An 18,856-nucleotide genomic window follows, 5' to 3' on the forward strand; every position below is an offset into this window, starting at 1 on the left:
ATTATTAGTTATTAGTCATTAGTTATTAGACTAATGGCTAATAGCTTAAATTAAATTGATATAACAATCCTATTTCATTTGTATAGCAATCCTATTTAAGTTGTTAACGAGTATTCGCCCAGGTGTAGGAACACGGTACTGCCGTGTCCTTACAGGGTTTCACGAATCATTTAGGATTGCTATAGCAGGATGCCTGTCGTCGTGACACCTGCGTTACCTACAAACAAAAAAATCGCAACTCGTTGAGGACGGCGATATAAAATGACATATTTCTAGAAAAAGTTGGCATCATTAAGGAATGCGCTACTCGCTTCCGGCGTATGTGGGAAAGCGCTACTCGCTGCCCTTGAGTGATGGTAAAGCGATCGCTATTAAAGCATCTTTGCAGGAGAATACTTATGGGGATGACCCTCACCGAAAAAATCTTAGCCCGTGCTTCCGGTCGGTCTGTTGTTGAACCGGGAGACAATATCTGGGTAAACGTTGATTTGTTAATGACTCATGACGTTTGCGGCCCCGGTACAATTGGCGTATTCAAGCGCGAATTTGGCGCAGATGCCAAAGTCTGGGACAAAGAAAAGATTGTTTTGATTCCAGACCATTACATTTTTACTGCCGACGAACGCGCTAACCGCAACGTTGATATTCTGCGCGACTTTGCCAAAGAGCAAGACATTAAATATTTCTACGACATCACCGACCGAGCCGACTTTAAAGCCAATCCTGATTACAAAGGTGTTTGCCACATTGCCTTGGCACAAGAAGGTCACACCCGTCCTGGGGAAGTCCTGTTTGGTACCGATTCCCACACCTGTAACGCGGGCGCTTTTGGTCAGTTTGCCACTGGCATCGGCAACACGGATGCTGGTTTCATCATGGGAACTGGCAAGCTGCTGATTAAAGTCCCAGCGACGATGCGCTTTGTCTTTGAGGGAGAGATGCCGAATTACCTATTGGCAAAAGACCTGATCTTGCAAATCATTGGAGATATTGGGGTTGCTGGAGCCACTTATCGGGCGCTGGAATTTTCCGGTGGTACTATCAACGGTCTGTCGATGGAAGACCGGATGACGCTGTGTAATATGGCGATTGAGGCAGGTGGCAAAAATGGCACGGTCGCCCCGGATGAGACGACGTTTGAGTACGTCCGCGCCCGGACTAATAAGCCTTTTGAGCCAGTTTATACGGATGCTGATGCTCGTTTCTACTCGGATCGGCATTATGATGTCTCTAAGTTAGAGCCGGTTGTCGCGAAGCCCCATTCTCCAGATAATCGTGCCTTGGCGCGGGAATGCCGGGATGTCAAGATTGACCGAGTTTATATCGGTTCCTGCACTGGCGGCAAAACCTCAGATTTTATGTACGCTGCCCGCATTCTTAAGGGACAGCAGGTGAAGGTTCCTACTTATTTAGTACCGGCAACGCAGAAAGTCTACGAAGACTTGTTCACCCAGAAGTACGAAGGGCAAACTCTCTCTGAGATTTTCTTGGCGGCTGGTTGCATTGAGCCTGCGGCACCTTCCTGCGCGGCTTGTTTGGGTGGCCCCAAGGATACTTTCGGGCGTGTGAATGAGCCGGAAATTTGCGTTTCTACAACTAACCGCAATTTCCCCGGACGAATGGGGAATAAAGAGGCGGGGATTTATTTAGCTTCGCCTTATACTGCTGCGGCTTCGGCGTTGACTGGATATGTGACTGACCCCCGCGATTTTATGTAAAGCAGTAGGAGAAGGGTGGGTATTGCTCACCCTTATTGCTTTTTGATGAGCTGACAGAACCTCACCCCCAGTCCTCTCTCCGTCCACGGCGAGGGGAAATAATGAATGGCTCGACCTTAGCATCAAAATTATCTGAGTCAACTCCATACTAATTGGTGATAGCGATCGCGCTTTCGATGGCACGCAGAAAGCGATCGCTCCAACACACTCGCTATACTCGTAGTCTACGGAATTCAGCAGATGCAAGTATTATGGTGGATTGGTTATTGGTCTGGGGAGTTAATACTGTCGCAGGATTTGTGTTTACAGAGGTTTTGGCTCCCTTAGCCAAAGGAGCTTTAGAGGATTACGTCAAAGATTTTTTCAAAGACAGCATCAAGGATTTTACGGGATTATTCCAGAAAGACACCCTGCAAACAGTAGTTGGTAAAGCTCTGAAGGAATTTTTGCAATTAGTGCAGCAGGAATTAGAAGATGCTGAACTTTCTGAAGAACAACTGAAAGCTTACATCACACCATTTAATCAATTTATTAATAATAAATCTGTTAAAGAGATATTAGGAAGTGCTTTTCAATATGACTGTCAAGCTATAAATATTAAGAAATTATCTATAATTTGGTATCAGCTAGACTTGTTATCTTTGCCAGAGGGATTTGATTGGGAACAAGTTAGCAAGCGTTATCTTAAAAAAGTTAAAGCTATCATCCGCGAATCAGACGAGTTACGCACTATCTTTGACTCAAAAAATATAGAAGCTATTCAACAAAATACTAAAGAACTGGCTGGAATTTCCCCGGAATTTGATTTAAACCGATATCAGGAAGGGCTGCGAGAGCGATACGGCAATCTTAATTTAGATAGTTTGGATACGACTGTTTACGACTATCGAGAAAAACTCAAGGTATGGCAAATTTTTATAGCACAAGATGTGCGAGAATGCCAGGAATATTTACCCCAAGTTTACGAGATTCCTAAAGAGCATCAAAAACGACTGAGGGAGAGTAACCAACTCGAAGCAGACGTTAACCCCCAGGAGTGGGAACGATACAAAGAAGTTTATTATCAACAGCCTATTCGCTCAGTTTTAGATATTGTTAATGACTCTCAAACTTATCCCTATATTGTAATTTTGGGCGATCCGGGTTCGGGGAAGTCTACGCTGTTGCAATACATTGCTTTGAATTGGGCAAGAACGCCTCTCAATACTGTGATTGAACAGCCGATTCCGTTGCTGATTGAATTGCGGACTTATATTCGCAATCGCGACTCTGGAGAGTGCAAAGATTTTCTGGAATTCTTTCACAAAGGCTGTGGAATTGTCTGTCGCCTCAATCAGCATCAACTCCACGAACGGCTAAAAGCTGGCAAGATTTCGGTGATGTTTGATGGGTTGGATGAGGTGTTCGATCCGGCGAAACGGGATGAGGTAATTACTGATATCCATCGCTTCACGAATGAATATCCGAAAGCACGGGTAATTGTTACCTCTCGCATTATTGGCTACAAACCGCAACGTCTGCGAGATGCTCAGTTTCGTCACTTCATGCTGCAAGATTTAGAGTCAGAGAAAATCGAGGATTTTCTCTATCGATGGCATGAATTAACGTTCACCGATGAGGCGGATAAAATTAGAAATCGGGAGCGACTGCAAAGAGCAATTGAGACTTCTTTAGCAATTGGAGAACTGGCGGGAAATCCTCTGTTACTGACGATGATGGCAATTTTAAACCTCAATCAAGAATTGCCAAGAGATAGACCAGAACTCTACAACCAAGCCTCGCGGTTACTGCTGCATCAATGGGATATCGAGCAAAAATTGTTAGAAAATCCGAGGATAGATTCGGTAACGATTGACTATAAAGATAAGCAGGCGATGTTGCGTCAGGTAGCCTACCGTATGCAAGCTAGTGAAAAAGGTTTAGCTGGCAACTTGATTAGTGCAGATGATTTAGAAAAGATTTTGACTGATTATCTGAAAACTATAGAAGTTGAGCAAGCGAGAACGGTTGCTAGGTTACTGATTGAGCAACTGCGACATCGTAACTTTATTTTGTGTTTCTTGGGTGCAGATTACTATGCTTTTGTGCATCGGACATTTTTGGAATACTTCTGTGCTAGTGAGTTTGTCTGGCAATTTGAGAAGGAACAAACGATTTCCCTGGAATATTTAAAGACGGAAGTTTTCGGGAAGCACTGGCAGGATGAGTCTTGGCATGAAGTTCTGCGGCTGATTGCGGGAATGATTGAGCCAAAATTTGCAGGCGGAATTTTAGATTATCTGATAGTACAAAAGGGCGAAAACGAAAAGTTTATCAATCTATTTTTAGCAGCCGAGTGCCTTTCAGAAGTGAGGAATCGCTCGTTGATTGCAGCAACAACTGACCAACTCCTCAATCAGCTGAAGGGCTTAACTCAGTATGACCTACCTTACGATTACAAGCCCTATGGAGAGGAGGCAGCCTTAGTTAGGAAAATTCGCACTCAAGCCGTTTCATCTGTCGCCACAACTTGGAAAGATCGCCCGGATACCTTAGCTTGGCTCAAACAACGGGCGCAAGCGGATGGCAATTGGGCTGTGCGGCAAACGGCGGTGCAAGAATTAGCCCGTGGATGGAAAGATCACCCGGATACCTTAGCTTGGCTCAAACAACGGGTGCAAGCGGATGACGATCCGCACGTGCGACAAATGGCGGTGGAAGAATTAGCCCGTGGTTGGAAAGATCACCCGGATACCTTACCCATCCTCAAACAACGGGTGCAAGCGGATGACGATCCGCACGTGCGATATGTGGCGGTGGAAGAATTAACCCGTGGTTGGAAAGATCACCCGGATACCTTACTCATCCTCAAACAACGGGCGCAAGGAGATGACGATTCGCCTGTGCGACTTATGGCGGTGGAAGAATTAGCCCGTGGTTGGAAAGATCACCCGGATACCTTACCCATCCTCAAAGAACGGGCGCAAGGGGATGACAATTGGGCTGTGCGAAAAGCGGTGGTGCAAGAATTAGCCCGTGGTTGGAAAGATCACCCGGATACCTTACCTATCCTCAAACAACGGGCGCAAGGGGATGACAATTGGGCTGTGCGAAAAGCGGTAGTGCAAGAATTAGCCCGTGGTTGGAAAAATCACCCGGATACCTTACCTATCCTCAAACAACAGGCGCAAGCAGATGGCAGTGAGTATGTGCGATGTGCGGCGGTGCAAGAATTAGCCCGTGGTTGGAAAGATGAACCTGGGATGTTTGAATTTTTGCGCGATCGCGCTGTCAATGACCCCTTTGAGCGTAAGGAAGACTGGGAAGACAACCCTGGGCAATTAGCACTTGCGATAATCATCAAAGATTATCCTCAGCATCCCCAGACTCTACCGCTGTTGCGCGATCGCTCTTTTAATGACCCAGATGAGAAAGTGCGCGAGTTCGCCATTGAGAAACTAAAAGAATTAGATAAGTAAAATTAGAGAAAAATGGAGATAAACTCATGACTGCTGTAAAGACAACCAAAGTCTATGACGAAATTATTGACTTCATTGCTACTGGAACTACTCCTCAAAGTGTCATCAATTTTCGACTATCTGAAGCAGCGCAAGAACGTTTAGAAGACTTAGTTTATAAACACAAATCAGGAGAACTAACGCCAGATGAAAAGCGGGAATTAGACCATTTCCTGACGCTAGAACATATAATGAGGCTGGCAAAAGCACGGGCTAATAAGTATATTAAAGCTGAATAAGTATTAAAAATGGCTCGTAATTACATTAATGCAGAACTTCGGCGTTTAGTTGTCAATCGTGCTGATTACCTTTGCGAATATTGTTTTATTCCAGATGAAGACGGCTTAAGCTTTCAAATTGACCATATCATTAGCTTGAAACACGGCGGATCAACAACAGAAGATAATCTGACCTATTCTTGTGTTTTCTGTAATCTCAATAAAGGAACCGAGCTAGGTTCTATTGTTTGGCAGACTGGGGAACTTGTGCGGTTTTTCAACCCACGTCGAGACTTTTGGGGAGAGCATTTTCGACTAGATGACAATGCGATTCAACCGCTGACAGATATTGGTGAAGTAACTGCACGAATTCTAGATTTTAACAACGATGAGCGCATTCTAGAGCGACAAGAATTGATAGCAGTTGGCAGGTATCCGTCTGCATCTGCCCTAAGACGGATTAATAAGTAGATTTACTGAATTTAAAATAGTGCGACTTGAGCGATCGCATCCGTTTCTCTGCGTATTACTAGCGCGATCGCTTCACAGTAACTTTATAATTGGGCGGAATAATACCGAGGTTTGTAAATATTTAGTAAAGATGTACTCGAAACGGTGGCAGCTTTACTTAAAGATTTCCTAAAGTTAAGTTGAGTGTATACGTATATTTGCGTAATAACCTCGGTTTCGTCCAGAAGACGAGTATTGTACTAAAGTAACGGAACACCTATGAATTTGCGGGCTATATCAAAAGAAGCAGACAAAAGTAAGTATTTACTCTTAAGCGTTCTCAGTCTGTCTGTCGTTGCAGGTATCTCTTCTTTTGTCAGTTTTACATTAATTTCCCAGCGGAATTCCCGGCCAGATTTCGTGCAGCAAGCTTCCTCTAAGGAGAGTGGCACGAATAAGAGTTCTTCACGAAAGAAGAACAAAGCTAAAAAAAATACAAATAAGTCGCAACTCTTTACAATGGAGCCAAGTTTTACAACTACTCCCCAGCCTACGACTTTGGCACCTGCGTCAATAGCTAGACCTACCAGCACTTTACCGACTAAGTATCCCTCGGCACCTGGTACAACAACGAATTATGGAGGGATGATAACCACACCCTCGACTACCTTACCAAGCGCCTTACCAAGCGCCCCTGGTACGACGATAGTGGGACGATAGGTACACTGAACATAAAAACCAGTCCTAGCGGTTATTAGATGGGCTATGGGGCTGAGTGCTACCATTTCTTGTAGGGCTTTCAATTTGCCAGAGATGATAATTACGCGATCGCTATCTCAACTGAACATCAAACGATCGCCCCTAAACTTTACGCCGCTGCTACTGCCCAAACTGTTGTTTAGCTTGCTGATAAACTTCCGCTGTTATTAATTTTTGCCCGGCTTCTTGGGCAAATTTTTCAATTTTTTTCCTAGCAGCGGGACGGACAAAAAAGGGAATTTCTTTCAGCTTGGCTTCAGCTTCGGGTGTCCACTCTACCGCATTAGGTTGGTTTGCCACAGTTTTCTCCAAAAAAAATCCTTAAAACAGGAGTTTAACAGGTAAGCGATCGCTCTTTCCAGCCTCTCATCAAGAACGCGATCGCCTTTCCTCAACCCTAGCAACGAGTTACCACTTTTTGTAGGGCAAAAACTTGCCAGACATGATGACTTTTACGCGATCGCCTTTGGGATCTTCTTCCTTCTCCACATCCAAGGTAAAATCAATTGCGCTCATAATGCCATCACCAAACTTTTCGTGAATCACGCTTTTGATCGGCATTCCGTAAACCTGCATTATTTCATAAAATCGATAAATCAAAGGATCAGTAGGAACAACTGGCCCCAAGCCTTTTAGAGGGCTTTCTGTTAATTCTTTAGCATAAACTGGGTTAACATCTAATGCAGAAACCAGCTTATTCGCCTCTTCCTCAGAAGCACTAGCTTGACGGTAGATCACCGCTGCAATCCATACCTCGTCACGTCCCAATATTTTTTCTAAATCGCCAAAGCTTAGTTTCTTATTTTTTTTCGCATCTAAGAGTGTCTGAGTAATTTCTGGAACTTGCATTATCAACTCCTCACCCATTATTTATTTAAGCTAAACATGAAAAAGGCAAAAGTGATTTTCCTTTTGCCTTTTTCATTTTCTTTACCGATCTACTGAACCCATGATGATATCGATACTGCCCAAAATTGTCACGATATCAGCCACTTTCACACCCTTAATGATGTGAGGTAGGATTTGCACGTTAACAAAATCGGGAGTGCGAATCTTCCAACGCCATGGGAAAACGTTATCATCCCCAATCAAGAAAATTCCCAGTTCACCTTTGCCACACTCGACGCGGACATAGTGTTCGCCTTTAGGAATTTTGAAAGTAGGGGATATTTTCTTACCGATGTACTGGTAATCAAAATCGTTCCACTCAGATTTTGCCCCTTCTGCCATGCGCTTAGCTTCCAAGTTTTCGTAAGGGCCACCAGGAAGTCCCTTAAGGGCTTGGCGAAGAATCTTCACAGATTCGCGCATCTCCCGAATCCGCACTAAGTAACGGGCAAAACAATCCCCGGCAGTTTCCCACGGCACATCCCAGTCGAAATCGTCGTAGCATTCGTAGTGGTCAACTTTCCGTAAATCCCACTTCACCCCGGAAGCGCGCAGCATGGGGCCAGAAAGTCCCCAGTTAATCGCTTCTTCGCGGTTGATAGTGCCAACGCCCTCAACCCGACGGCGGAAAATGGGGTTGTCGGTAATCAAGCGTTCGTATTCGTCAACCTTGGGGTAAAAGTAGTCGCAGAAGTCTTGGCACTTGTCAACCCAGCCGTAAGGCAAATCAACAGCAACTCCTCCAATGCGGAAGTAGTTGTTGTTCACCATCCGATAACCTGAAGCGGCTTCCCACAGGTCATAAATCAACTCCCGTTCCCGGAAAATGTAAAAGAAGGGAGTCTGTGCGCCAACGTCAGCCATGAACGGGCCAAGCCACAGCAAGTGGTTGGCGATGCGGTTCAGTTCTAGCATGATGACGCGGATGTAGCTGGCGCGTTTGGGAACCGCAATATCAGCCAGCTTTTCTGGGGCGTTGACGGTGATAGCCTCGTTAAACATCCCTTCGGCGTAGTCCCAGCGACTAACGTAAGGAACGTACATGATGTTGGTGCGGTTTTCGGCAATTTTTTCCATGCCGCGATGCAGGTAGCCGATTACGGGTTCGCAATCTACGACATCCTCGCCGTCTAGGGTGACGATTAGTCGCATCACTCCGTGCATGGAGGGATGGTGCGGCCCCATGTTCAGCACCATCGGTTCAGTTCTAGTTTCTAACTTTGCCATATATCAGCAATTCCCTTGATGAAAATTTGGGCAGCCGCATCTCAATCACAAAACACGCCAAAATTGCCTCGGCGGGCATCTGTCGGTTTACTACTGAGTGTTTATTTTTGTTGCACTTACTTAATTATATGGAGCTTTGACCGCAGGATGCGCTTAAAGTTGAGCTGCTTTCAACCAAGGATAATTCGGGCAAAACCTTGTGGAAATTGCCTGGTTATTGGGAACTCTAATAAAAGAGTTGGATGAATTCTAATGAATCAAGAGCAGTTCGATGCGCTGGTTAAGCGTCTGGAGGGTTTTGCCCGCAAGCAACCAGCAAGCTACAAGTTCCGCGTCGGTCTTCTAGCTGCCTTGGGCTATGCCTATATTTTCTTGGTTTTGGCAGGGCTATTGGCAATCTTTGGATTAGTTTTACTGGCACTAATCTACAGCAGGCACGTTAGTAGCGCTCTGATCAAAGTCGGCATTGTGGTACTTGTTCCAGCGTTCATTGTTCTAAAATCCCTGTGGGTGCGGTTCCCGCCGCCAACTGGCTTAGAACTAACTCCGCAAGAGGTTCCCGACCTGTTTGCTTTAATTAACGAACTAACATCTGCCTTGCAAGCACCTCGATTTCACCGCATTTTGTTGACTGAGGAATTCAATGCAGGTGTCCGTCAAGTACCGCGTTTGGGGATATTTGGATGGCAGCAAAACTATCTGCTTATCGGGCTACCCTTGATGCAAGCCCTTTCGCCGGAGCAGTTTCGCGCTGTACTTGCTCACGAGTTCGGACATTTGTCAGGAAACCATAATCGCTTTAGTGCCTGGATTTATCGCGTCCAAGAAACTTATTATCAGATGTTGGAAAGGTTGCGGCACAGCGGACATGATGGTTCTTCCGTGCTTTTCGATCGCTTTTTAAACTGGTATGCTCCTTTTTTCAGCGCTTATTCGTTTGTTTTGAGACGAACAAATGAATACGAGGCGGATCGTTGTGCAGCAGAATTGGCTGGGGCGCAAAATCTAGCTGAGGCGCTGATTAATATAAAAGTCAAAGATATATTTTTGCAGAGTTCTTTTTGGCCAAGTATTTATAAGCAGGTAGAGCGTCAGGTAGAACCACCAATGGCAACTTTTACCTCGATGTTTAGTGCTTTGGGTACTGGTGTTAATTCTGAAGATGCGAGTACATGGATTGACCAAGTTCTAGCAGAAAAAACCAGTAATGTTGATACTCACCCGTGCCTATCGGATCGACTCTCTGCTTTAGGATATCTTCCTTTGGCAGGGCAGCAATTAGTGCTGCCAGCACCTGTTCAGTTGAGCGCGGCCCAGAAATTTCTAGGTAAGGCTTTGAGCCATTTGACAGCCCATTTTGATCGCGCTTGGAAGGAGGAAATGGCTACTCCTTGGCGGCAAAGATACGCTTATGCTCAGGAAGCGCAAAAAACTCTGCAAACTCTGGATGAAAAAGCCCGGAATGGGTCGTTAACTGCGGAGGAAGCCTGGAATCGTGCTTGCTGGACGGCAGAGTTTAAGGGCAATCAGGTAGCGATCGCGTTGTTTCAAGAAATACTCTCTACTGAACCAAATCATCCGGCGGCTAACTATGCCTTGGGACAGATATTATTAAAACAAAATGATGCTGAGGGCATCATTTACATCGAAAAAGCGATCGCAGGCGAGCCAGATAATATTATCCCAGGCTGCGAGTTAATTTACTATTTCCTGAAGCAACAAGGAGAAATAGAAAAAGCTAAGGTTTATCAGCAGCGTATCGAAAAACACTATGACCTAATTTCGCGGGCAAGGCAAGAGCGGTCTTTTGTCAGCGAAAAAGATGAATTTCAAATGCACAATCTGCCAGCTTCAACCCTTCAAGACTTGTGCCAGCATTTATCTAATTATCCTCAAGTGCAAGAAGCTTACTTGGTGCGGAAAGTAGTTCAATACTTTCCAGAAAAGCCGTTTTATATTCTAGGTGTGACGCTGCATCGAAATTGGTGGAAAGTGTATACTTCAGAACAGGACAATGATTTTTTTAGGAACCTGACATCAGAAATGGAGTTTCCCGGTTCTTTATATGTGCTTGTTCTCAACAATGTTACTAATGAGCAGGTAGGTTCCAACAAGAAACTAGGAAAAATATTCTCCAAAATAGAGGAAGCGTCTATTTATCGCAGTTAGATTTTGAGTAACAGATGTGAATGAATTGAATGTGACAAATCAAACAGAAGCACCGAAATTTTATCATGTTCCTGTTTTGAGTCGGGAGTTAATTGAGGGGTTGGCAATCCGTCCAGGGGGACACTATTTAGATGCAACTGTGGGGGGTGGTGGTCACAGTCGGTTAATTCTGGAAGCTGCGCCGGATACTCAAGTGACGGCTATTGACCAAGATCAGCAAGCGATCGCATCCGCCCAAACCCAACTCGCTCAGTATAGCGATCGCATCCACTTCTGGCATGGCAATTTTTCTGAGTATCAGCCAAATAATCTCACTTTTGATGGTATAATAGCCGACTTGGGTGTTAGCTCGGCTCAGTTCGATGTACCAGAGCGAGGCTTTAGTTTTCGCCACGAAGCCGAGTTAGATATGCGGATGAACAGGGAGCGATCGCTTACAGCCGCTGAGGCGATTAATCACTGGGAAGAATCGAAACTGGCAGATATCTTCTTTAAATATGGGGAAGAACGTCTATCTAGACGAATTGCCAGGGCAATTGTGGAAAAACGCCCGTTTCAGACGACAACGCAGTTAGCAGAAGCGATCGCTTACAGCGTTCCCAAAGCATACCGCTACGGCAGAATTCACCCAGCTACTCGCGTCTTTCAAGCTTTGCGAATTGTAGTTAACGATGAATTAACCGCACTGGAAACCTTGATAAATAAAGCACCCATTTGGTTAAAACCAGAAGGCAGAATTGGGATTATCAGTTTTCACAGTTTAGAAGACCGACTGGTGAAGCACGGGCTGCGGGGAACGTCAATCTTACGGGTGTTGACGAAAAAGCCGATTATACCCCAAGAAGATGAAATAGGAAATAATCCGCGATCGCGTTCAGCTAAGCTGCGAATAGCAGAACGAAAGGAGCCTTGATATATCGTAGGGCGTAATATCTGCGACAGAAACGCGGGTAGGGGTATGGCATTGCCCATTGGTGTCAACTTAAGCCCTAGCGAATGGAATTCGCGGCTACAAAAACGAAGTCCGGATGGTGCGCGGACTAACGCGCGCTGATCAAGTTTCTTTTAACCCGCGCAGGCGGGTTTTGTTTGTGTAGCTGCGGTTTCAACCGCCAAGCTAACGTTAAACTGACACCGATGGGCATCGCCATGCCCCTACAGGCAATTGATATGTTGTATTCTTTTTTAAGATTGGTATTATTAATTGCTAACTTTTAACTTATAACTTCTAACTCCACAGGAATTTGTCTTGGCAATTCCACCTGAAAAGTGGAGCCTTCCCCCAGCTGACTCTCTACCTTAATCTTTCCCTGCATCATCCGAACCAAGCGATCGCTAATCGCCAGCCCCAAACCAGTACCGCCCTTGTCGCGTGTTAGACTCTGATTGAGTTGGCGAAATTCTTGAAAAATCTGCTGTAAGTCGGACGGATCAATGCCAATCCCCGTGTCTTTAACAGCGATCGCTACTCGATTATCAGACAATTCCTGCGCCTCCAGCGAGATGCTACCAGAGTCGGTAAACTTAATCGCGTTGGAGATGAGATTAACTAAAACCTGCCTCAAACGGGCTTTGTCATTGACAACACAAGGGTTATCCAGACAACATTGAATATTCACTTCCAACTGCTTCTGCTCTGCCAAACACCGGAGTTCTTCAACAGTTTCCATCACCAGTGCGGCTACGTTAAATTCTGCTAAGTCAAGATCCAGCCGTCCAGCCTCCAGCTTAGAGAAATCTAGAATCTCCTCGATCATCTTCAGCAGGTGCTTACCACTATTAAAAATGCGCTCCACCATATTTGCTTGATTTGGGGGCAGCTGATGGTTACGCTGGCGCAGCAGCAGTTGAGAAAAGCCAATAATCGCGTTCATTGGAGTACGCAGTTCGTGGGACATCAACGCCAAAAACTGCGATTTCAACCGCGAAGCTTCTTGAAGTTGGAGATTTTGCAGATGATAGGTGCGAATTTTTTCTTCAGCTTCCTTGCGGGCAGTAATGTCGCGCATGATCCAGCGCAGAGAGACAACCTTGTCTTGGCGATCGCGGACACTGGCGACAGTCAGAGCAGCATGAAAGCATTTGTCATGACGCGGTTTCACAATCACCTCCCACTCACGCTCCGAGCCGACTTCGCGCAGCCGCAGAAGTTTGGTACGAAAAGCGCGTCGTTCTTCCTGAGAGATAAAGATGATTAACGGCTTGCCGATTAAATAATTGTGCGCGATACCGAGCAAATCAGCGGCGGCGCGATTGGCTTCCCGAATTGTCCCATCAGCATCAGTCACCAGGTAGCCATCTGGCGCGAACTCGAACAACTCCTGATAGCGCTGGCGTTCCGCTTCCACTATTTCCCGCGTCGATGCCAGTTCCTCATTTTGCTGGCGCAGTTCCTCTTCAGCGACGCGCAGTTCTTCCAAGGAGGTGCGGAGTTCTTCTAAGGAGTCCCCCAGCAGTTCTGGATACGCTATTACATGGGATTCCCCAGCTCGCTGATATAACGTACCAGCGTGGCTATACACCTTCTTAATTTGCTGGGTAAATTCGTCGGTGTTCATTTTGGGAACTACAGGTTGTTTTTAAAAGTAAAGGGTAAAAAAGGATTCTTGAATTTTGCTTGTCTTGCTGCGAGATTTGGGGAAATAAAGCTAATTTTTTTTGTTTTGGGCGTTTTTGGCTTTTCCCTTCCTACAGAGAGATGTCCTACAGAGAGATTAATTGTTGCGATCGCTTGTGCTTACGCGCTGGCGGAACATCACTAACCCAGAGGTATTGGTTTGAATAGGGTTTCTTTTAGATTAGGTGAATATACTATACGCCCCTACAGCTTTAAAGTAATCCACAATTTGGTGATTATTACAATAACCCAGCTTTATTAAGGCCTTTCTGGGATTTGGCTGGCCCTCGTCCCAATCCACGATCCTTATTCAAACCGGATTTTACTGTTTCTGGAAAGCAATGTCAGAAAAAATTCCTTTTCAGCCACCAGTCATTGAACGGGGTAGTAACAAAATTATGCTTTTCATGTTAAAGCCTTTTTGAGATTTTACACGACCAATGTGTTTTAAGTTTCTTGTTACTTTCTCAGAAAAGCCCTTGTTTATTAGGCATCTTGCCAAACTCAGCCGAAAACTTTACTTCTCGGCTTATAGCTTCAGCTATCTCACGATTCCTGGGTAAATGTTTCAAACTGTTAAAACGGGTTTAAGTTTTTAGCTTGAAATTTATTTCCAGGCTCATCAGTCCAAGAAGTTTATTTTTTTGTTAAGAATTTCGCCATTTGTTACTTTCCTATGTAATTGCGTGATTTGAAATTGGTATATCCTTATAGACATAAGATTTACAAACTTAGGATGTTTATCACTCCCCTATCAGGCTGAAACTAACTAGCTCTTAAGTTATATACAAGATTTCCCCTAAGAGGATGTCCCAGAAGTGTAAAAAGTTAGTTTGATCCCCCCCAGCCTCCGCGCTAACGCGCCGCTGCGCTAGAAAAAAGGGGGGAGAATCAAGTCTTAGTCCCTACCGTGTATACACAAGTCTTCTAGCGCTGTCCTATAACGTTTTGATCCCCCCTAGCCCCCCTTAAAAAGGGGGGAACCGGATTCAAAGTCCCCCTTTTTAAGGGGGATTTAGGGGGATCTCCAAGGATTTCGGTTCTGTACAGAAATCTGTATACACCGTAGCTTTTTAAGGGGGATCTCCACGGGTGTATCCCAGTTTTGCAAAAATACTAGGTGATTGGAAGTCTGTGGGCGATTTATTCAGACATCCTCTCAGAAGCTTCTAGCGCCTCTTGCTCCTCCATCACCAAAATCACTCCCTGAATTTCTCGTTGGGAGTTAACCAGTGGCGTGCAGGTAACTTTACACGCGATCGCCTTACCGCGCCGATTGATAGCATTTGCTATCACTTCTTCATAATCACTTTCCCCAGACAAACATCTGCGGATGGATTGTTTAAGTTGCTCTACAGGTAAGCCAATATCCAGATTTAGCAAGTGCTGTCCCTGAACTTCATCGACTCGCAGCCCCCACAAATCCTCCGCTTTGTAGTTCCAAATCTGGATGTACAAATCTTGATTCACCACCACAATACCGCCTCGCAGACTGGTAAAGATAGCTTCTAAAAAGGCGTTTACTTCGTTGAGTTCTTCGGTGCGGCGGCGCATTTCATCGTTGAGAGTTTGCAATTCTTCGTTAGTCGATTGCAATTCCTCATTCATTGTTTCTAATTCTTCATTAGAAGATTGCAGTTCTTCGTTAGTCGTTTCTAACTCTTCATTAGAAGATTGCAGTTCTTCGTTAGTCGTTTCTAACTCTTCATTTGTAGACTGGAGTTCTTCATAAGCCATCTCCAGTTCTTGGCTAGAGTGCTGCAAGTCGTCTTGCAGCCCTTTATAGCGGCTGATATCGGTAAAAGAAATCGCAACGCCCAGGATATTGCCGCTCATCTCTACCAGGGGTGACACTAGCACCTCTAGATAGATTAATTCACCGGAGAAATTTCTCCATTCAACCTCTTTGATGTGAACCGGACGGCGATCCGTATAAGCTTGATCGATGCAGGAACGCAACTCTACCGGACGATAAGAAATTTCTAAATCTTGCAAGGGACGACCGAGATCCCCAGGCTGCAAGCCAAACATGGCTCTGGCTCGTTCATTTACTTGCATCAGGAAGCCATTGACATTTACCACTATCTGTGGAACTACGGAGTTATCAAAGGCGGCTTCTCGGATGCGTGTATTACTGCCGATCTTGTTCACTTTTTGGTCTTTATCAGTGTTTGCCATGAATGATAAGCGATCGGGCATACCTATCTTAGGTACTGTTGTAAAAACTCGTAGCTTCAAATCTACAGGTGTAAAACGATGAACGTGAGTAACCAACATCTCAGCTTTTCCCAAAAACAGAAAGCCGCCCTCTCGCAGGGCAAAGTGAAAGCGGTTGAGAATTTTGCCTTGAGTTTCGGCATTGAAATACATCAGGGCGTTGCGGCACACCAGCAAGTCAATGCGGGAGATGGGAGCATCGATAGTTAAGTTATTCCGCCCAAAAATCAGGGTACGACGTAGATCCTTACGGAAGCTGTAGCCGCGTTCGCATGGCTCGAAATACTTATCTAGCATTTCGGGGGGAAGGCTCTCCACTGCCTGAGGTGTGTAACTAGCTTGGCGGGCTTGGGTGAGTGCGTCTTCGTCTAACTCAGTGGCATAAATTTTCACTCGTGCTTTGAACTGTTCCACCCCCAGCGCTTCAGCCAGTACCATTGCGAGGGTATAAGCTTCTTCTCCGGAGGCACAGGCAGCACTCCAGATGCGGATCGGTTCGTTGGCTTGTTTATTGGCAGCGATGAGGGGAATGATTTTTTCGCCGATGAAATCCCAGGCTTCGCGATCGCGAAAGAAGCAAGTAACGTTAATTAATAGGGTGTTGAATAGGGGAATAAATTCGTCTTGATGTACTTGCAAGTAGTCTAAATAATCGTTGTAAGTTTCTATTTCTACAGCTTGCATTCTTTTGTTTACCCGACGCATCAAGCTAGAACGCTTATAACCTGTGAAGTCAAAACCACGGTTGTTTTTTATGTAGTCTAATAACGCTTCAAATTCAGGATCAATATTTGGCCGATTCATTAGAAAAATTTAATTTTTGGTCGTTTGTCAGTGGCTAATGGCTTATTAGCCATAGGTTAGTTTTTGAACAATTATGGATTAGCTAACGACAATTTATTAAAGACTATGAATAACGACTATTCATCGTCAGATTTAACAAAGTAGCAGCGATTTCATTTAATGGGAGAATCCAATCGATACAGCCTGTATCAATGGCGGTTTCTGGCATCCCGAAACTATCTGAAGATGTTTGATCCTGCGCGATCGTTTTGCCTCCCATTTTTTTGATCGCCTTGATACCGCTGGCACCATCGGCACCTTTGCCAGTGAGGATGACGGCGATCACCCGCTCTTTAAAACTAGCTGCTACTGACTCAAATAGCAGATCGGCTGAGGGGCGCACAAAGTGTACCAATTCGGTTTTTGATAGCTCGATGGTAGCGTCTGGGTTAACCAGCAGATGATGATTGGGAGGGGCGATGTAGACTTTTCCGGGACGCAATTGATCTCCTTGTTGTGCCTGCTTAACCGGCAAAGCCATGCGAGCATTCAGGATTTCAGCTAGTTGGCTGGCACGATGGGGTTCTAGGTGTTGCACTATAGCGATCGCTGCCGGAAAGTTTTCCGGTAAGGCAGACAAAAGCTCAGTTAAGGCTTTCATCCCTCCAGCAGAGGATGCGATCGCCACTATTGGGAATGGGGATTCGGGGCTGGGGACTGGGGGCTGGGAAGACAAGGTTTCTGCCCCATCTCGCCAGTTTCTGTTGTCTACTCTCCCATTCTGCCCATTTTCCACTTCCTCCCCATCTCCATGTTTCAGGCCTTTTAACAGCACTTGCCGGATAACGGCAGCGTTTTGCTGTGCCTCCTGTTCCTGCTGTGCAAACCGTTGGGCTGACCTGGCTTGGTTGCGCTCGTGTGCGCCTTTAAACATCCGATTGGCAAGAGCCGCCCGCTCCTCCAGCGCTCGGAGTCCGCTCCACAGCGCGGTTTCTAGCGCCTCTGATTGCTCCGCTAGCAGCGTTTCCCCAGAAAAGGCGTGACCTGTGCGGCATCGGAAGCGGAGCAGTTTTCCGTCACCTAGTTCCCACAATGCGCCGCCGCAATCGGGACAGGCAAAACCAGAGGGTGTCCCTGGTCTTTCATATTTTGAGTGAGCAGCCATATCTAATTCCACCAGATCGGTTTCTGTTTCCATCTGAGCAGATGCAGAACCTGCTTTCTCTTCTACTTGCTCTTGAGCCAAGCGTACTAAGAAGGGAGCGATCGCATTCAAAGGCAAAATATGATCTACATCTACATTTTCGATAGCGCTGCGCGGCATTCCGCTAAACAGGGCCTCGTCGGGATTTTGAGCAATGGCTATACCGCCTCGGCTTTTCACCCCTGCTAAACCAGCAGTACCGTCGTCAAGATTTCCTGAGAGCACCACACCAATTACTCGCCGCCCGTAGTGCTGCGCCGCCGTGCGAAACAGAGGATCGACTGCTGGTCTGTGACCGTTCTCTTTGGGGCCACGCGCTAGGTGGACGTATCCGCGTTTGATCATTAGGTGGTAATTTGGCGGTGCTACGTATATGTGGCCGTGCTGAATTGGCGCTCCGTCTTCGGGGTGCGCCGCTCTCAAAGTGCCGTAACGATTCAGAATATTTGGCATTAAGCTGGTGCCGTGGGCTGGAACGTGAAGAACTACAAAGATTGCAGCTGGCAGATCAGTCGGCAAAGCCTTAACCAGCTTTGACAGAGCTTCTACTCCACCTGCGGAGGCACCAATAACAATTATGTCGTGACCGGGCATTTAACTCCTAATTACTTTTGTGAAAGTAGCCTTTTGTGTCTAGTGGTAGATGCTTTTTTAGCGATAAAGCTAGGCTGTCAGGCTACAAGTTGTTATTAGTCAGTAGTTATAGCAGTCTTAAACGGAATGGCACTTAACTTTTGTGCGCTCAAGCCCTGAACTAAAGTTCAGGACTGAAAGCTCAAGTGAGTTAAAACTGACATCTTGCACCAGTTGCAATAAGCAGTTTGACCCCTCCCCCAACCCCTCCCCTAAAAGGAGAGGGGAGTAAGATTTCCGGCTCCCCCTTCCCTTGTAGGGAAGGGGGCTGGGGGGTTAGGTTTTTCGACTTGTTGAGAATGGTGCAAGATGTCAGTTAAAACGGACTAAAGTGGTTGCTATTTATTAATTTAAACCCATTTCAACTGACATCTTGCACCATTCTCAAGAAGTGGGGTTGCAAAGCGGGTAAAAATCTGAAAAAAAGGGCGTAGAGAAAAATTCAAAAAATGGTCAATGCTAACCATCCTGAGTTA

13 protein-coding genes are annotated in these 18,856 nt (G+C 45.7%); 7 read left to right on the forward strand and 6 right to left on the reverse strand.

Going from position 1 to position 18,856, the window contains the following annotated elements; all coding sequences use genetic code 11:
* The first annotated feature begins 398 nt into the window (after positions 1 to 398).
* The 5 genes from NDI42_RS05080 to NDI42_RS05100 all read left to right on the forward strand — a co-directional run bounded on the left by NDI42_RS05080 (position 399) and on the right by NDI42_RS05100 (position 6,603).
* Entirely contained in the window at positions 399 to 1,718 is a 1,320-nt protein-coding gene (locus tag NDI42_RS05080) for an aconitase/3-isopropylmalate dehydratase large subunit family protein (RefSeq protein ID WP_190458435.1), read from the forward strand.
* A gap of 251 nt (positions 1,719 to 1,969) precedes the next feature.
* The gene (locus NDI42_RS05085) at positions 1,970 to 5,176 is read left to right on the forward strand and encodes a HEAT repeat domain-containing protein (protein WP_190458468.1); all 3,207 of its coding nucleotides are present in this window, start codon (positions 1,970 to 1,972) and stop codon (positions 5,174 to 5,176) included.
* 26 nt (positions 5,177 to 5,202) lie between these two features.
* Positions 5,203 to 5,454, forward strand: a complete 252-nt coding sequence (locus tag NDI42_RS05090; protein WP_190458437.1) for a hypothetical protein — start codon at positions 5,203 to 5,205, stop codon at positions 5,452 to 5,454.
* A gap of 9 nt (positions 5,455 to 5,463) precedes the next feature.
* Entirely contained in the window at positions 5,464 to 5,904 is a 441-nt protein-coding gene (locus tag NDI42_RS05095) for an HNH endonuclease (protein WP_190458439.1), read from the forward strand.
* A 258-nt stretch (positions 5,905 to 6,162) separates the two neighbouring features.
* Positions 6,163 to 6,603, forward strand: a complete 441-nt coding sequence (locus NDI42_RS05100; RefSeq protein WP_206755955.1) for a hypothetical protein — start codon at positions 6,163 to 6,165, stop codon at positions 6,601 to 6,603.
* A gap of 159 nt (positions 6,604 to 6,762) precedes the next feature.
* On the opposite strand, the gene NDI42_RS05105 is transcribed toward NDI42_RS05100, so the two are convergent.
* From NDI42_RS05105 to NDI42_RS05115, 3 genes are all read right to left on the reverse strand, one after another.
* Positions 6,763 to 6,942, reverse strand: a complete 180-nt coding sequence (locus NDI42_RS05105; RefSeq protein ID WP_190427366.1) for a PCP reductase family protein — start codon at positions 6,940 to 6,942, stop codon at positions 6,763 to 6,765.
* 108 nt (positions 6,943 to 7,050) lie between these two features.
* Complete coding sequence (gene cynS / locus NDI42_RS05110; RefSeq protein WP_190437784.1) at positions 7,051 to 7,491, reverse strand: cyanase; 441 nt, start codon at positions 7,489 to 7,491, stop codon at positions 7,051 to 7,053.
* An 81-nt stretch (positions 7,492 to 7,572) separates the two neighbouring features.
* Complete coding sequence (locus tag NDI42_RS05115) at positions 7,573 to 8,757, reverse strand: NAD(P)H-quinone oxidoreductase subunit H (RefSeq protein ID WP_190458442.1); 1,185 nt, start codon at positions 8,755 to 8,757, stop codon at positions 7,573 to 7,575.
* Positions 8,758 to 9,009: 252 nt separating this feature from the next.
* Here NDI42_RS05115 and NDI42_RS05120 point away from each other — a divergent pair, with 252 nt between their 5' ends.
* Complete coding sequence (locus tag NDI42_RS05120) at positions 9,010 to 10,926, forward strand: M48 family metallopeptidase (protein WP_199311344.1); 1,917 nt, start codon at positions 9,010 to 9,012, stop codon at positions 10,924 to 10,926.
* Positions 10,927 to 10,942: 16 nt separating this feature from the next.
* On the forward strand, positions 10,943 to 11,839 hold the full coding sequence (gene rsmH, locus NDI42_RS05125; protein WP_348231370.1) for a 16S rRNA (cytosine(1402)-N(4))-methyltransferase RsmH: 897 nt from the start codon (positions 10,943 to 10,945) through the stop codon (positions 11,837 to 11,839).
* 301 nt (positions 11,840 to 12,140) lie between these two features.
* Here the strand turns inward: rsmH and NDI42_RS05130 are convergent, their stop codons facing one another.
* From NDI42_RS05130 to NDI42_RS05140, 3 genes are all read right to left on the reverse strand, one after another.
* On the reverse strand, positions 12,141 to 13,484 hold the full coding sequence (locus tag NDI42_RS05130) for a PAS domain-containing sensor histidine kinase (protein WP_190458444.1): 1,344 nt from the start codon (positions 13,482 to 13,484) through the stop codon (positions 12,141 to 12,143).
* Positions 13,485 to 14,686: 1,202 nt separating this feature from the next.
* On the reverse strand, positions 14,687 to 16,564 hold the full coding sequence (locus NDI42_RS05135; protein WP_190458446.1) for a CheR family methyltransferase: 1,878 nt from the start codon (positions 16,562 to 16,564) through the stop codon (positions 14,687 to 14,689).
* A gap of 103 nt (positions 16,565 to 16,667) precedes the next feature.
* A complete protein-coding gene (locus tag NDI42_RS05140; protein ID WP_190448085.1) occupies positions 16,668 to 18,341 on the reverse strand; it encodes a chemotaxis protein CheB in 1,674 nt (557 codons plus the stop codon).
* Positions 18,342 to 18,856 lie beyond the last annotated feature (515 nt).

The sequence above is a fragment of the Funiculus sociatus GB2-C1 genome, from assembly GCF_039962115.1.
GTDB classification, from domain to species: domain Bacteria; phylum Cyanobacteriota; class Cyanobacteriia; order Cyanobacteriales; family FACHB-T130; genus Funiculus; species Funiculus sociatus.

Excerpts from the sequence above, each read along its gene's own strand:
- NDI42_RS05080 (WP_190458435.1), top strand. The coding sequence starts at position 399 with ATGGGGATGACCCTCACCGAAAAAATCTTAGCCCGTGCTTCCGGTCGG.
- NDI42_RS05090 (WP_190458437.1), top strand. The coding sequence starts at position 5,203 with ATGACTGCTGTAAAGACAACCAAAGTCTATGACGAAATTATTGACTTC.
- NDI42_RS05115 (WP_190458442.1), bottom strand. The coding sequence starts at position 8,757 with ATGGCAAAGTTAGAAACTAGAACTGAACCGATGGTGCTGAACATGGGG.
- NDI42_RS05135 (WP_190458446.1), bottom strand. The coding sequence starts at position 16,564 with ATGAATCGGCCAAATATTGATCCTGAATTTGAAGCGTTATTAGACTAC.
- cynS (WP_190437784.1), bottom strand. The coding sequence starts at position 7,491 with ATGCAAGTTCCAGAAATTACTCAGACACTCTTAGATGCGAAAAAAAAT.
- NDI42_RS05095 (WP_190458439.1), top strand. The coding sequence starts at position 5,464 with ATGGCTCGTAATTACATTAATGCAGAACTTCGGCGTTTAGTTGTCAAT.
- NDI42_RS05120 (WP_199311344.1), top strand. The coding sequence starts at position 9,010 with ATGAATCAAGAGCAGTTCGATGCGCTGGTTAAGCGTCTGGAGGGTTTT.
- NDI42_RS05085 (WP_190458468.1), top strand. The coding sequence starts at position 1,970 with ATGGTGGATTGGTTATTGGTCTGGGGAGTTAATACTGTCGCAGGATTT.
- NDI42_RS05130 (WP_190458444.1), bottom strand. The coding sequence starts at position 13,484 with ATGAACACCGACGAATTTACCCAGCAAATTAAGAAGGTGTATAGCCAC.
- NDI42_RS05140 (WP_190448085.1), bottom strand. The coding sequence starts at position 18,341 with ATGCCCGGTCACGACATAATTGTTATTGGTGCCTCCGCAGGTGGAGTA.
- NDI42_RS05100 (WP_206755955.1), top strand. The coding sequence starts at position 6,163 with ATGAATTTGCGGGCTATATCAAAAGAAGCAGACAAAAGTAAGTATTTA.